This is a genomic window from Pseudomonas sp. Irchel 3H7, assembly GCF_900187605.1.
In the GTDB taxonomy this organism is placed as follows: Bacteria; Pseudomonadota; Gammaproteobacteria; order Pseudomonadales; family Pseudomonadaceae; genus Aquipseudomonas.
On the sequence record NZ_FYEA01000006.1, the window covers coordinates 69,457 to 84,231 of the forward strand.

Consider the following 14,775-nt stretch of genomic DNA (forward strand, 5'->3'; position numbering starts at 1 on the left):
AATGTCACTGACAGTCCGCTTTCGCGAGCAGGCTCGCTCCCACAGGGAACTGCAGTGTTTGCAACATTGCGCAGGGTAGTGTGTGTTTTGCCATGTGACGAGCGCCGCTCACCACCTTAGTATGGCGTTTTCCTTTTTCCGACAAGGCCCGTCCATGACGATCGAAATCCGCCCGGCGACCCCCAGCGATGCCCCGCAAATCCTCGCCTTCATCACTGAACTCGCCGATTTCGAAAAGGCCCGCCACGAAGTCATCGCCAGCGTTGCCGACATCGAGCGCAGCCTGTTCGGCGAAGGCGCCACCGCCCACGGTCTGATCTGCCTGCGTGACGGGCTGCCGATCGGTTTCGCCGTGTTCTTCTTCAGCTACTCGACCTGGCTGGGCAGCAACTGCCTGTACCTCGAAGACCTCTACATCACCCCCGAACAGCGCGGCGGCGGTGCTGGCAAAACCTTGTTGCGTCACTTGGCGAAAATCGCCTGCGACAACGACTGCGGCCGCTTCGAATGGAGCGTGCTCGACTGGAACACGCCGGCGATCGAATTCTACAAATCCCTCGGCGCGCAACCTCAGGAAGAGTGGGTGCGCTACCGCATGGATGGCCAGGTCCTGCGTGAGTTTGCTGAAGGCTGATCGCAATGATGGCAATCCAGCAGTAATTCGATTGTCGCCAGCGCTCTAGTCCGGCATTCTACGCGCCATTTTTGCGCACTCACGGACGACACCTGCAATGCCTCTGGCACAATTTCTCCACGCCCGTGGAGCTTTCGCTGCGTCAACGAGTGACCAGCGATGAGCGGACTACGGGCGTCAATGCGTCTGTATGGCCTGGTGAAGAACTCAGGCTCAAGCGACAACCCCCAGCGTCAACCGGTCGATATTCTCTGTACGACGAACAGCACGGGCGGCACGGCCATTCGTGCGTTCGTGTCACGCCTTGATGCCGAGTTGATGACCCGCAGTGCCGGGCTCGCCGATTACCGCGTGATACCGCTGCGCACCTTCGATCCGACGGCGTTTATCGACGCTCATCAAGGCTGGCTGACGCTGCACGTCTGTTGCGGTTTCGTCGCCCCTGTCGGGCATTCGCTGCTCAAGGACCGCGGGTTGATGCCGATGGGCTGGTACGTCTATTCCGAGATCGGCCAGTGGACGGCCCAGCATCATCTCGACCTCGGCGCACAAATGGCTGAACTGCTGCAATCGACTTACGAGCGTAATCACCTGCGCCACTACAACGCCTGGCTCAACGAACTCGACGACGCCTCGCCGGCTGAACTGGCATGGCAAACCGACGAAGCCTGGCGACACCTGCAAACCGCCGCATCACCCGACAGCCGTGAGCATTGCCACGCCCTGTTCGACCCCGTCGACAACCGCTGGCGCTTCGCCGCGACCGACATCGATATTCATCAGCTGCACCCGGAACCCCTGAAGCAAGGAGCTTTGAATTGAGTGGTAAACCCGCTGCACGCGTCACCGACCCGACCGCCTGCCCATTGCCAGGCCATGGCACCAACCCGATTGTTTCCGGCTCGCCGAACGTCTTCTTCGACGGCCTCGCCGCCGCGCGCATGACCGATAAATCGGCGTGCGGCAGTCCGATTACCGGGGCCGTTTCCGGCACGGTTTTCATCAACGGCCTGAATGCCGCCACGCTCGATAGCACTGGAGGTCACGGCAATGTCGTGGTCGGTGGTTCGGGGACGGTGATTATTGGCCAGAGCGGCGGCGGGGCGGCTTTTAGCGGGTTGTTGCCGATGCCAGTGCATTTTACGGACAGGTTGCAAGTGGTTAATGAAGCAACTGGCGAGCCCGTGCCCGATCATCCCTATGTGATTCAACGGGGCGATGGCAGCATGGAACATGGGATCACCAATGAGCAGGGCTTTACTCATATGGTCAGCTCTCATTTGGCCGAAACCATAAAACTGTTTGTAGAGTGATCGAAATGGAAGTCGCAAACCCTGCACTCAAAGATTGCAAAAACGAGGTGGTGAGTCATGAGTTGACTTGCAAAACCGACCAGACTGTAAAAGCTGTGGCAATCAAAATCAAAAAAATCGTCGTGTTTTTCATCGGCGGTGCTGGAGACAAGGAACCGTATTATCAAGATCAACCACCTCACGGTAACGTAACCAGTGCGCAGGTTTTATTGCCTAAAAAATTCAGCGACGCGCAAATTGGAAAAATAAAGTCGGTGTACCTTAGTTATAAGGATGTGCGCGGCAAGAAAGACATAGAAAAGTATGTGCTGAGTTATCTGAAAGGTGATAAATCAATTTATATAAGTATCGTCGGTCACAGTCTGGGAGGATGGAACGGCGCTCATCTGGCAGCCATACTCAAAGAACAGGGATTTACGGTGAAGTCCTTGGTCACGCTTGATCCAGTGGGCGGCGGACTGGGTGTCTGGCTGATTTCAGACATTTACGCCACCACCCCGAAGCCTGGTGCAGAGTACTGGATCAATATATTGGCTGCACCGGCGAAACCCAATCAGTCCGATGATGTCGCCGAGATGGGAGAACGCTGGGTCATGAGCTCGGGTCCTGATATCAATAAAGCGGTAGACACCAACCACGAAGATGCAGGCGTAATGTTCAAGGCGAGGATTCTTGGCGAACAGTCCGCATGTGATCTCATCGCTGAAAAAATGATCAAATATCTGGAGTCTTGACATGCGAGTGTTGCTTGCAATTCTAGTTCTTTGTTTGTGTGCTTCGTGCGCAAAAAGAGTGCCATTACCAGAGACCGAAATTGAATTTGTTTCTGTTACCAAGTCTGGACACAGTGCTCTTCTGGATGTCCGCTTCAGTTCAATGACTGATCTGTTGCGATTCTTCGAGATCAATGCCGGCCAACATCAGGTCGGCAATGCCTTGATCTGTTCAATGGATGAGAGTGGCTTCTTCGAAACAAAACAGGACCTGACCCGGTATCTCGAAGGGGAGGTCGTCGCGGTATTAAATGAATCTGCTGCGGGGCCATATGTGTATTCGGCTGAGGTCTCTGCGGTGCATACACCGGACGGTGGAACGCTGAGTACGTACTTCAATAAAAAACAACTGTTGATGGTATTGAGCGCGCGTCAGGTCGTGGCATGTAAATTCAGGACTGCTGCCTACGCTTACGGTCCGTATTACTCAAAATCAATGAATATTCCTGCCAGTGTTTTCGTTCAGGCGATAGAGCGTCAGTAGTGATATTGATAACGGTGAATCACGGATCTGTTCGAGGAGAGTGGGTAGACGTGATCATCCCAAAATATGGGATGCAAAATTACATATTGAGATTTAGCGCCTGAGAGGGCTATAGTCCATCGCACTCACTGCCAAAAACAAAACAGGTGAAGCGATGCTGGCGCAATTGATCGCGCTCGACTGGGGGACGACCTCATTACGTGCTTACAAACTCGCGGCGGGCGGTGTGGTGCTGGAGCAGCGCGCGCTGTCGTCCGGGATCATGCAACTGCCAAAGACTCCGCGAGCCATCAACGGTCGCGAATGCGCCGATGGTTTCGAACTGGCCTTCGATGAAGCGTGCGGCGACTGGCTCGATGCGCAGCCGGATCTGCCGGTAATTGCCTGCGGGATGGTCGGTAGTGCGCAGGGCTGGCGTGAAGCAGCCTACTGCGAGACGCCGGCGAACGTCGCCAATCTCGGAAATTCCCTACAAATAGTTGTCAGCCTGCGCGGCACCGTGGTGCATATCGTGCCGGGGGTGATCCAGCGTTCGCGTCTGCCGAACGTGATGCGTGGCGAAGAAACCCAAGTGCTCGGTGTGCTGCAGAATCTGCCGATTGAGGCGGGTGCCGATCTGTTGATCGGTCTGCCGGGCAGTCACTCGAAATGGGTCGACGTGGTCGATGGCTGCATCACCCATTTCGATACGTTCATGACCGGCGAAGTATTCGCCGTGCTCAGTGAATACAGCATTCTCGGCCGAACCCAACAGCACAGTGCGACGTTCGATGCTCAGGCGTTTGACCGTGGCGTGCAGGTTGCGCAGTCGGCAGATGGCGAGCTCGGCGTGCTGTCGACCTTGTTCAGCGCCCGTACCCTGGGCCTGACCGGCGAACTCAGCCCGACCGCGCAGGCAGATTATCTGTCCGGCCTGATGATCGGCCATGAACTGGCGGCGCTCGCCAGCGCTCAACGTCGCCGTCGCAACAACCGGAATCTCCCTTCGATCATCCTCATCGGCAACGCGCAACTCTGCGCGCGCTACAGCCGTGCCCTCGATGCCTGCGGTTTCGCCAACGTGACGCTGGCCGAGCAGGCGACCGAGCGTGGCCTGTGGCAACTGGCGCTGGCCGCCGGACTGATCGATTCCTCATCCCGTTAACCCTGACTGGAGGCCTGACATGCTCAAGCAAGCATTGGCGCAAAACGGTCTGATCGCGATTCTGCGTGGCCTGCACCCGCAGGAAGCTGCCGCTGTCGGAGAAGTCCTGTATGCGGCCGGATTTCGCGTCATCGAAGTACCGCTCAATTCCCCGTCGCCGTACGAAAGTATCCGCATCCTGCGCACGACCTTGCCCGCCGATTGCCTGATTGGTGCCGGCACAGTGTTGACCCCGGAACAGGTCGAGTTGGTGAAAGAGGCCGGCGGGCAAGTGATCGTCATGCCGCACAGCGACGCCAAAGTGTTGCGCGCGGCGAAAGCGGCGGGGCTGTTCCTGTCGCCGGGCGTTGCCACACCGACCGAAGCGTTCGCGGCGCTGGCGGAGGGCGCGGACATTCTCAAGCTGTTCCCGGCCGAGCAGATGGGCCCGGCGGTCGTCAAAGCCTGGCTTGCGGTGTTGCCGGCGGGGACGGTGCTGGCGCCGGTCGGCGGTATCACGCCGGACAACATGCAGGCGTTTATCGACGCTGGCGTGAAGGGTTTCGGTCTCGGCTCCGGTCTGTTCAAACCGGGCATGACGGCGGAGCAGGTGGCGGTGAATGCCAAGGCCTACGTGGCCGCGTGGAAGGCCCTTCGCTAAGACTTTTTTGGCGCTGCGTGCGCTACATCTATAAGAGAGACAAAAAGATGAAAATCACCAAACTCACCACCTTCATCGTCCCGCCGCGCTGGTGCTTTCTCAAGGTCGAAACCGATGAGGGCGTGACCGGTTGGGGCGAGCCTGTGGTCGAAGGCCGCGCCCACACCGTTGCGGCTGCCGTCGAAGAATTGTCCGACTACCTGATCGGCAAAGACCCACGCAACATCGAAGACATCTGGACCGTGCTGTATCGCGGCGGTTTCTACCGTGGCGGCGCCATCCACATGAGCGCACTGGCCGGTATCGATCAGGCGCTGTGGGACATCAAGGGCAAGGCCCTCGGGGTGTCGGTGAGTGATCTGCTCGGTGGTCAGGTGCGCGACAAGATTCGTGTGTATTCGTGGATTGGCGGCGATCGTCCGGCCGACACCGCGCGTGCGGCGAAAGAGGCGGTGAACCGTGGTTTCACCGCGGTGAAAATGAACGGCACCGAAGAACTGCAATTCCTCGACACCTTCGAAAAAGTCGATCTGGCGCTGGCCAACGTTGCCGCCGTACGTGACGCGGTCGGGCCGAACGTCGGCATCGGCGTCGACTTCCATGGCCGCGTGCACAAGCCGATGGCCAAGGTGCTGATGAAGGAACTCGATCCGTACAAATTGATGTTTATCGAAGAGCCGGTGCTCAGCGAAAACTACGAAGCGTTGAAAGAGCTGGCGCCGCTGACCAGCACGCCGATTGCTCTCGGTGAGCGGCTGTTCTCGCGTTGGGACTTTAAACGCGTGTTGAGCGAAGGCTACGTCGACATCATCCAGCCGGATGCTTCCCACGCCGGCGGCATCACCGAAACCCGCAAGATCGCCAACATGGCTGAAGCCTACGACGTCGCGCTGGCGCTGCATTGCCCGCTGGGGCCGATTGCGCTGGCGGCGTGTTTGCAACTGGACGCGGCTTGTTACAACGCGTTTATCCAGGAGCAGAGCCTGGGCATCCATTACAACGAGAGCAACGACTTGCTCGACTACGTGAAGGATCCGCGGGTGTTCGATTACGACAAAGGCTTTGTGAAGATTCCGAACGGGCCGGGGTTGGGCATCGAGATCAACGAGGAATACGTGATTGAGCGCGCGGCGGTTGGCCACCGCTGGCGCAACCCGATCTGGCGTCATGCCGATGGCAGCTTTGCCGAGTGGTGAGTACTGCCTGACACACCCGATGAGATCGTCCCCACGCTCTGCGTGGGAATGCCTCAATGGACGTTCTGCGTCCGCTTTTGGGACGCAGAACGTCCCGGGCTGCATTCCCACGCAGAGCGTGGGAACGATCAGGCCTCAGGCCGACCTCAATAAACATAAAAAGAGGCTCTCCCCATGCAACCGCAAACCCTCACCGGGCAGGCGTCTTTAGTCACTCCTAGCCGTAAGCGGTTTTTCATCATGGTGTTGCTGTTTATCACCGTGGTCATCAACTACCTCGACCGCAGCAACCTGTCGATTGCCGCCCCCGCGCTGACCAGTGATCTGGGTATCGACCCGATTCACGTCGGCCTGATTTTCTCCGCGTTCGGCTGGACCTACGCTGCCATGCAGATCCCCGGCGGCTGGCTGGTTGATCGTGTGCCGCCGCGCATTCTTTACAGCGTCGCATTGCTGCTGTGGTCGATTGCTACGGTGATGCTCGGTTTCGCCGCCAGTTTCATTGCTTTGTTCGTATTGCGCATGGCGGTCGGAGCGCTGGAAGCGCCGGCCTATCCGATCAACAGCCGCGTGGTGACGACCTGGTTTCCCGAGCGTGAACGCGCTACGGCGATTGGTTTTTACACGTCGGGGCAGTTCGTCGGTCTGGCATTTCTCACTCCGGTGCTGGCCTGGCTGCAACATGAATTTGGCTGGCACATGGTCTTCGTTGCAACCGGCGCGGTGGGCATCATCTGGGCAGCAATCTGGTACGCGGTGTATCGCGAGCCGCGGGATTTCAAAGGCGCCAACGAAGCGGAAATCGACTTGATCCGCGAGGGCGGTGGCCTCGTTGATATTCAGCAGGAAACGGCCAAGGTCAAAGCCAAATTCAGCTGGACCGATCTCGGTATCGTTCTGACCAAACGCAAGTTGTGGGGCATCTACCTCGGCCAGTTCTGCCTGAACTCAACGTTGTGGTTTTTCCTGACGTGGTTCCCGACTTATCTGGTGAAGTATCGCGGCATGGACTTCATCAAGTCAGGCCTGCTGGCGTCGCTGCCGTTTCTCGCCGCGTTCGTTGGCGTGTTGTGTTCGGGGTTCTTTTCCGACTTCCTGATTCGTCGCGGCTACACCGTCGGCTTTGCGCGCAAGTTGCCGATCATTGGTGGACTGCTGATTTCCACCTCGATCATCGGCGCCAACTTCGTCGAGTCGACGCCGCTGGTGATTGCTTTCCTGGCGCTGGCATTTTTCGGTAACGGCCTGGCTTCGATTACCTGGTCGCTGGTCTCGACCTTGGCACCAGCACGTTTGCTCGGGCTGACCGGCGGGGTGTTCAATTTCATCGGCAACCTGTCGGCAATTGCCACGCCGATCGTCATCGGCTTCCTCGCCAGCGGCGATTCGTTCGCGCCGGCGATCACCTACATCGCGGTTCTCGCCTTGATCGGTGCCTTGTCCTACGTGCTGCTGGTCGGCAAGGTCGAGCGTATCGAGTTGTAGTGGTCTGCGTCGGGCGACCATAATGCCGCCCGTTCCCTCGCTCAACGGTAAAAGGCTGGATATGCAGGAAGACGCTCCGGAAAAAACCAAGGACGCCGCGCCCACCGGCACGCAGACGCTGTTGCGTGGCTTGGGAGTGGTGCAAGCGGTGGCCAGTGGCGCCCGCGATCTCAAGGAGATTGCCCGGCTGATCGGCACCACGCGCAGCACCACCCATCGTCTGGCCAGTTGTCTGGTCGATGAGCGCTATCTGCGCGTGGTGCCGCAAGTCGGTTATCTGCTCGGGCCGAAGCTGATCGAGCTGGGTTTTCAGGCCCGCGAAGAGTTGCCGCTGGTGACCTTGGCCGGGCCGTATCTGGACGAGTTGTCGGCGCTGACCGGCGACACCGTGCACCTGGGGATTCGTGAAGGCGATGAAGTGCTGTATCTGCTGAAGAATCCGGGGCGAAATGGCCCGGAAATGCGTTCGCGGGTCGGCCATCGCATGCCGCTGGCGCGCACGGGGATCGGTAAGGCGTTGATGCTTGATGACTCGCCGAAAGATTGGCAACGGTTGTACGACATCAGCCTGCCGGCGGGTGGGAAAAGTCAGTTCTGGCCGCAGCATCCCCAGCAGTCCTGGGAACAGCTGGAGCAGCGCATGACCGAGTACGTCGCCGGCGGCTACGCCTTCGATCTGGAGGACAACGAACCGTCGATCCGCTGCGTGGCGGCGCCGATTCGCGATGCGAGCAAGGGCATCGTGGCGGCGATCAGTATCGCCAGCACCGTGCCATACATGCCGCTGGAAAAAATGGCCGAGCTGATTCCCCTGATCAAAGGGGTCACAGCCCGGCTTTCGGCGGAACTCGGTCTAAAGATTTAAACCTTGAGCGTCGCCATGTCGATCACGAAACGGTACTTCACGTCGCCGGCGATCATCCGCGCGTAAGCCTCGTTGATCTGGCGGATGTCGAGCATTTCGATATCGCAGGTGATGTTGTGTTCGGCGCAGAAATCCAGCACTTCCTGGGTTTCAGCGACGCCACCGATCAACGAGCCGGCCAATACACGACGGCTCATCACCAGTTTGCCGGCATGGACCGGTGGATCGATCGGCTCGATCAGACCGACCAGAATGTGCACGCCGTCGAAGCGCAGGGTGTCGAGGTACGGGTTGAGATCGTGCTGCACCGGAATGGTGTCGAGCAGGAAGTCGAAGTAACCGGCCGCGGCTTTCATCTGTTCGGCGTCGGTGGAAACGATCACGTGATCGGCACCCTGACGACGACCTTCTTCTGCCTTGCTCGCCGAGCGGGTGAACAGCGTCACTTCAGCGCCCATGGCCTTGGCGAACTTGATGCCCATGTGGCCCAGACCGCCCATGCCGAGAATCCCGACCTTGTCGCCCGCCTTGACGCCGTAGTGCTTGAGCGGCGAGTAGGTGGTGATGCCGGCGCAGAGGATCGGCGCGGCGCTGGCCAATGCGAGTTTTTCCGGGATGCGCACAACGAAGTGTTCGCTGACGACGATGCTGTCCGAATAACCGCCCATGGTGTTGCTGCCATCGACCCGATCCGGGGTAGCGTAGGTCATGGTCGGGCCTTCGAGGCAATATTGCTCAAGGTTCGACTGGCAGGCTTCGCAGGTACGGCAAGAGTCGACCATGCAGCCAACGCCGACCAGATCGCCGACTTTGTGTTGGGTGACATTCGCACCGATCGCGGTGACTTTTCCGACAATCTCATGGCCCGGCATCAACGGGTAAACGGCGATGCCCCATTCGTTGCGCGCCTGGTGGATGTCGGAGTGGCAGACGCCGCAGTAGAGAATCTCGATCGCTACGTCGTCGGCGCGCGGGCTGCGACGTTCGAACTTCATCGGGGCGAGGGGGGTGGTGGCCGATTGGGCGGCATAGCCGATGGCGGTGTACATGTGAAACCTCGCAAAAGCAGGAACAAGTGAGGCGGCGCATTTTGGGCGTCGACTGACCGGTCGGCCATGACGATTCCTCCGGGTCTCATGCCTAATCCTCCGGCATACCGGTTTGATCGGTCGCATTGGCAAAAGGATCTGCCATGATGTTTTCATCCCCCTGTTTTCGTGATTTTTTGTGAAGAACAATTCGATGCAATTGACCCGTCATCTTGATGCCAATGCGCGCCTGGTTTCGCTGATCGAACCGCTGGCGCTGCGCGACGGTTACTCGCCTACCGGGTTGCCCGGTGTGCAAGTGTTGCGCGCCAGTTGCGATGTCGCCCGTGGCCCGCACATTTACGAGCCGAGCCTGATGATCATCGCCCAAGGCAGCAAGCTGGCGTTTCTCGGGCCGCGCACCATGGAGTACGGCGCCGGGCACTATCTGATTCAGGCACTGCCGGTGCCGTTCGAGTGTGAGACGTTTGCCTTGCCGGATGCGCCGTTGCTCGGGGTGTCGGTGGCGATTGATCGGGTGTTGCTCGGGGAACTGGTGCTGGCCATGGGGCTGGCGCCGGGCCGGCATATCCCGGCGCAGACGCCGGAGTCGATGACCTCGGTGGTGCTCGACGATGACATGCGCGGCTGTGTCGAACGCTTGCTCAGTTGCCTGCACGATCCGCTGGAATGCCAGATTCTCGGGCCGGCGCGGGTGCGCGAGTTGTTGTTCACCGCGTTGCGCGGGCCGCAGGCCGATGTGTTGCGCGCGCTGGTCGAGCAGCAGGGGCAGTTCGCGCGGGTGGCGGCGTCGATCAGCCATCTGCATGCGCATTACACCGAGCCACTGAATGTCGAGACCCTGGCCGGTTGCGCGAACATGAGCGTGTCGACCTTTCATGAGCACTTCAAACGCAGCACGTTGTTGTCGCCGGTGCAGTATTTGAAGCGCTTGCGTTTGTTGAAGGCGCAGACGTTGTTGGTGGCGGAGGGCTTGGGTGTGGCGCAGGTGGCGCATCGGGTGGGGTATCAGAGTACGTCGCAGTTCAGCCGCGAGTACAAACGCTACTTTGAGCGCAGCCCGGGCGACGAGCGCGCTGCCTGAGGATTGACACAATCCCTGTGGGAGCTGGCTTGCCAGCGATGAGGCCGGCACATTCAACATAGATGTCGCCTGATCCACCGTCATCGCTGGCAAGCCAGCTCCCACAGGGGGTGATGCGATGCACTAAATTTTGGGCAACAAAAAGGCCCCCAGATCGGGAGCCTTGTTGTTCAGCGGGTCGACTTACATGTTCGGATAAGTCGGGCCACCAGCGCCTTCCGGCGTGACCCAGGTGATGTTCTGCGAAGGGTCCTTGATGTCACAGGTCTTGCAGTGCACGCAGTTCTGGGCGTTGATCTGGAAGCGCTTCTCGCCGTCTTCCTTGGTGATCACTTCGTACACGCCGGCCGGGCAGTAGCGCTGCGCCGGTTCGTCGTACAGCGGCAGGTTCTTGCTGATCGGGATGCTCGGGTCGGTCAGCTTCAAGTGGCAAGGCTGTTCTTCTTCGTGGTTGGTACCGGAGATGAACACCGAGCTGAGCTTGTCAAAGCTGAGTTTGCCGTCCGGCTTCGGATAGTCGATCTTCTTGCAATCCGCCGCGAGCTTGAGGCAAGCGTAGTCCGGCTTGGTGTCGTGCAGGGTGAACGGCAGTTTGCCGCCGAAGATGTTCTGGTCCAGCCAGTTGAAACCGCCGCCGACAATGGCGCCGAACTTGTGGATCGCCGGGCCGAAGTTACGGCTGGCGAACAGTTCGTCGTAAAGCCAGCTCTTCTTGAACGCGTCGACGTAAGTGGTCAGCTCTTCAGTGCCGTCCTTTTCCGCGAACAGCGCGTCAGCCACCGATTCAGCGGCGAGCATGCCGGACTTCATCGCGGTGTGGCTGCCTTTGATCTTGGCGAAGTTCAGGGTGCCGAGGTCGCAACCGATCAGCGCGCCACCCTTGAAGACCATTTTCGGCAGCGAGTTCAGGCCACCTTTGCAGATCGCGCGGGCGCCGTAGCTGATGCGCTTGCCGCCTTCCAGGTACTGCGCCAGCACCGGGTGATGCTTGAGGCGCTGAAACTCGTCGAATGGCGACAGGTAGGTGTTGCTGTAGGAAAGATCGACTATCAGACCAACCACCACTTGGTTGTTTTCCAGGTGATAAAGGAACGAACCGCCGGTGTTCTCGGTGCCCATGATGTCCAGCGGCCAACCGGCGGTGTGCACCACCAGGCCTGGCTGGTGTTTGGCCGGGTCGATCTCCCAGATTTCTTTCAGGCCGATGCCGTAGTGCTGAGCGTCGGCATCGCTGTCGAGGTTGTAGCGCTTGATCAGCTGCTTGCCGATGTGGCCACGGCAACCTTCGGCGAACAGCGTGTATTTGCCACGCAGTTCCATGCCCGGGGTGTACAGGCCTTCTTTCGGATTGCCTTCGCGGTCGACGCCCAGATCACCGGTGATGATCCCGCGCACCACGCCTTGCTCGTCGATCAGTGCTTCCTGAGCGGCGAAGCCCGGGTAGATTTCTACGCCGAGGTTCTCGGCCTGCTGGGCGAGCCAGCGGCACAGGTTGCCGAGGGAAATAATGTAGTTGCCTTCGTTGTGCATGGTCTTGGGCACAAAGAAGTCAGGAATTTTCTGCGCGCTTTCGGCGTTTTTCAGGACAAAAATATCGTCGCGGGTGACCGGAGTGTTCAGCGGCGCGCCGAGTTCTTTCCAGTCCGGGAACAACTCGTTCAGAGCGTGTGGTTCGAACACGGCACCGGACAGGATGTGTGCGCCGACTTCGGAGCCTTTTTCGACCACGCAGACGCTGATTTCCTTACCGGCTTCGGCGGCCTTCTGCTTCAGACGGCAGGCGGCGGACAGGCCAGCGGGGCCGGCACCGACGATGACCACGTCGAATTCCATGTATTCGCGTTCCACAGGCTATCTCCTACTCAAGGCTCAACAGTTTTTTTTCTAATTTGGAGGTTTGATGTCGCATCCGCTATTCCTTTACGTTAACGTCAAGGGGAATATTGGAGAACAGACCTTTCTCTCTAGGCGGCGCATTATATCTACACCACTCCGAGCGTCCAATACAAACGTTTGTTTGAATCGGCTCCAGCCCAGAGAAATCAAAGAAGCGCGGCTTATGAATGGTCATTTTGCTGTATTGACCGGAATAGGCGTTCCGGTCAAGATACGGTCGGTTTTGCGCTCGTCGTAGGCAGACTGGCGGTTTCAAGAGCACGTCTAAAGGCAGGGCACAGGTGGTCGAGAGTGCTGCGCAGCGCAGTCTGGCGCGCAGTTTACACAGCGTGAGGATCAATGACTTGTCGGTCACCACTGACGAACGGTCGCACCCCCTTCACATCGTGGAATCACTTCGCACCCCGGTCGGCGTTTTTAGAGGTGCCCTTTTAGCCTGATGAGCATCAACCGCCAGGTTCGCCTAGGCGACTTTCTTTTCACCGGAGAGTAACGAGGAATCCATGAAGGTTCTTGTAGCTGTCAAACGCGTTGTGGATTACAACGTCAAGGTTCGCGTCAAGGCGGACAATTCCGGCGTCGATCTCGCCAACGTCAAGATGTCGATGAACCCGTTCTGCGAAATCGCAGTGGAAGAAGCCGTACGCCTGAAAGAGAAAGGTGTTGCGACTGAAATCGTCGTCGTCTCCATCGGCCCGACCACCGCTCAGGAGCAGCTGCGTACCGCACTGGCTCTGGGTGCCGACCGTGCCATCCTCGTCGAATCCGCTGAAGATCTGACCTCGCTCGCCGTGGCCAAGCTGCTCAAGGCTGTGGTCGACAAGGAACAGCCGCAACTGGTGATCCTTGGCAAACAGGCCATCGACAGCGACAACAACCAGACCGGCCAGATGCTCGCTGCACTGAGCGGCTACGGTCAGGGCACGTTCGCCTCGAAAGTCGAAGTCTCCGGCGACAGCGTTGCCGTGACTCGCGAAATCGACGGCGGCGCGCAGACTGTTTCGCTGAAACTGCCGGCAATCGTCACCACCGACCTGCGTTTGAACGAGCCGCGCTACGCGTCCCTGCCAAACATCATGAAAGCCAAGAAGAAGCCTCTCGAAGTGCTGACTCCGGACGCTTTGGGCGTTTCCACCGCCTCCACCAACAAGACCCTGAAAGTCGAAGCGCCGGCTGCACGCAGCGCAGGTATCAAGGTCAAGTCGGTGGCTGAACTGGTCGAGAAACTGAAAAACGAAGCGAAGGTAATCTAAATGACTATCTTGGTTATTGCTGAACACGACAACAAAGTGCTGGCCCCGGCCACACTGAACACCGTGGCTGCTGCGGCCAAAATCGGCGGCGACATCCACGTTCTGGTTGCCGGCCAAGGCGCTGGCGCCGTGGCTGAAGCCGCTGCGAAAATCGCAGGCGTGAGCAAAGTCCTCAACGCTGATAACGCCGCTTACGCGCATCAGCTGCCGGAAAACGTTGCTCCACTGGTAGCTGAGCTTGGTGCTGGTTACAGCCACATCCTGGCTGCCGCTACCTCCAACGGCAAAAACATCCTGCCGCGCGTTGCTGCGCAGCTCGACGTTGACCAGATCTCCGAGATCATCTCGGTTGAAAGCGCTGATACCTTCAAGCGTCCGATCTACGCCGGTAACGCCATCGCTACCGTGCAGTCCACCGCTGCGATCAAAGTGATCACCGTGCGTGCTACCGGTTTCGATCCGGTAGCTGCTGAAGGTGGTTCGGCTGCTGTTGAAGCCGTTGGCGCTGCACACGACGCGGGCACTTCGAGCTTCGTTGGCGAAGAACTGGCCAAATCCGATCGTCCAGAGCTGACCGCAGCCAAGATCGTCGTTTCCGGCGGCCGCGGCATGCAGAACGGCGACAACTTCAAACACCTGTACGCTCTGGCCGACAAGCTGGGCGCTGCGGTGGGTGCTTCGCGCGCCGCCGTCGACGCAGGTTTCGTACCGAACGACATGCAGGTCGGTCAGACCGGCAAGATCGTTGCGCCACAGCTGTACATCGCCGTCGGTATCTCCGGCGCGATCCAGCACCTGGCCGGTATGAAAGACTCCAAAGTGATCGTTGCGATCAACAAGGACGAAGAAGCGCCGATCTTCCAGGTGGCCGATTACGGCCTGGTGGCGGATCTGTTCGAAGCCGTACCTGAGCTGGAGAAGCTGGTCTAATCCAGCGGCTTCACTTATAAAGAGCCCGA

15 protein-coding genes are annotated in these 14,775 nt (G+C 58.9%); 13 read left to right on the forward strand and 2 right to left on the reverse strand.

The features are described 5' to 3' along the window. The first annotated feature begins 154 nt into the window (after positions 1–154). The 10 genes from CKW38_RS12725 (at position 155) to CKW38_RS12770 (ending at position 8,534) form a co-directional block, all read left to right on the forward strand. Positions 155–634: a GNAT family N-acetyltransferase gene (locus tag CKW38_RS12725; protein ID WP_007908312.1), complete on the forward strand. Its 480-nt coding sequence runs from the start codon at positions 155–157 to the stop codon at positions 632–634. A 159-nt stretch (positions 635–793) separates the two neighbouring features. Continuing rightward, positions 794–1,456 (forward strand): hypothetical protein, encoded by a 663-nt coding sequence (locus tag CKW38_RS12730; RefSeq protein WP_095112893.1) that lies wholly within the window; start codon positions 794–796, stop codon positions 1,454–1,456. Continuing rightward, entirely contained in the window at positions 1,453–1,947 is a 495-nt protein-coding gene (locus tag CKW38_RS12735) for a PAAR domain-containing protein (RefSeq protein WP_095112894.1), read from the forward strand. The genes CKW38_RS12730 and CKW38_RS12735 overlap by 4 nt, the downstream gene beginning before the upstream one ends. A 5-nt stretch (positions 1,948–1,952) precedes the next feature. Beyond that, positions 1,953–2,681, forward strand: a complete 729-nt coding sequence (locus tag CKW38_RS12740) for a hypothetical protein (RefSeq protein WP_007908319.1) — start codon at positions 1,953–1,955, stop codon at positions 2,679–2,681. A gap of 1 nt (position 2,682) precedes the next feature. Beyond that, positions 2,683–3,204, forward strand: a complete 522-nt coding sequence (locus tag CKW38_RS12745) for a hypothetical protein (RefSeq protein WP_007908321.1) — start codon at positions 2,683–2,685, stop codon at positions 3,202–3,204. A 154-nt stretch (positions 3,205–3,358) separates the two neighbouring features. Beyond that, positions 3,359–4,348 (forward strand): 2-dehydro-3-deoxygalactonokinase, encoded by a 990-nt coding sequence (locus CKW38_RS12750; protein WP_095112895.1) that lies wholly within the window; start codon positions 3,359–3,361, stop codon positions 4,346–4,348. A 19-nt stretch (positions 4,349–4,367) separates the two neighbouring features. After that, positions 4,368–4,988, forward strand: coding sequence for a 2-dehydro-3-deoxy-6-phosphogalactonate aldolase (locus tag CKW38_RS12755; RefSeq protein ID WP_095112896.1), 621 nt, complete (start codon positions 4,368–4,370; stop codon positions 4,986–4,988). 47 nt (positions 4,989–5,035) lie between these two features. Then, positions 5,036–6,184 (forward strand): galactonate dehydratase, encoded by a 1,149-nt coding sequence (dgoD, locus tag CKW38_RS12760; RefSeq protein ID WP_095112897.1) that lies wholly within the window; start codon positions 5,036–5,038, stop codon positions 6,182–6,184. Between the two features lie 174 nt (positions 6,185–6,358). Continuing rightward, the gene (locus tag CKW38_RS12765; RefSeq protein ID WP_007908328.1) at positions 6,359–7,669 is read left to right on the forward strand and encodes an MFS transporter; all 1,311 of its coding nucleotides are present in this window, start codon (positions 6,359–6,361) and stop codon (positions 7,667–7,669) included. A gap of 61 nt (positions 7,670–7,730) precedes the next feature. Further along, positions 7,731–8,534, forward strand: a complete 804-nt coding sequence (locus CKW38_RS12770; protein ID WP_007908330.1) for an IclR family transcriptional regulator — start codon at positions 7,731–7,733, stop codon at positions 8,532–8,534. On the opposite strand, the gene CKW38_RS12775 is transcribed toward CKW38_RS12770, so the two are convergent. Continuing rightward, positions 8,531–9,583 carry an NAD(P)-dependent alcohol dehydrogenase gene (locus CKW38_RS12775; RefSeq protein WP_007908332.1) on the reverse strand — a complete coding sequence of 351 codons (1,053 nt, stop codon included), beginning with the start codon at positions 9,581–9,583 and terminating at the stop codon, positions 8,531–8,533. The genes CKW38_RS12770 and CKW38_RS12775 overlap by 4 nt on opposite strands. Before the next feature lie 193 nt (positions 9,584–9,776). Here CKW38_RS12775 and CKW38_RS12780 point away from each other — a divergent pair, with 193 nt between their 5' ends. Beyond that, positions 9,777–10,667 carry an AraC family transcriptional regulator gene (locus CKW38_RS12780; protein WP_016985999.1) on the forward strand — a complete coding sequence of 297 codons (891 nt, stop codon included), beginning with the start codon at positions 9,777–9,779 and terminating at the stop codon, positions 10,665–10,667. A gap of 183 nt (positions 10,668–10,850) precedes the next feature. On the opposite strand, the gene CKW38_RS12785 is transcribed toward CKW38_RS12780, so the two are convergent. Then, positions 10,851–12,515 (reverse strand): electron transfer flavoprotein-ubiquinone oxidoreductase, encoded by a 1,665-nt coding sequence (locus tag CKW38_RS12785; protein WP_095112898.1) that lies wholly within the window; start codon positions 12,513–12,515, stop codon positions 10,851–10,853. Positions 12,516–13,066: 551 nt separating this feature from the next. Between CKW38_RS12785 and CKW38_RS12790 the strand changes: the two genes are divergently transcribed. Together CKW38_RS12790 and CKW38_RS12795 are read left to right on the forward strand one after the other, a co-directional pair. Further along, positions 13,067–13,816 (forward strand): electron transfer flavoprotein subunit beta/FixA family protein, encoded by a 750-nt coding sequence (locus CKW38_RS12790; RefSeq protein ID WP_007908338.1) that lies wholly within the window; start codon positions 13,067–13,069, stop codon positions 13,814–13,816. Then, positions 13,817–14,746, forward strand: coding sequence for an electron transfer flavoprotein subunit alpha/FixB family protein (locus CKW38_RS12795; protein ID WP_007908340.1), 930 nt, complete (start codon positions 13,817–13,819; stop codon positions 14,744–14,746). The last annotated feature ends 29 nt before the right edge of the window (positions 14,747–14,775 follow it).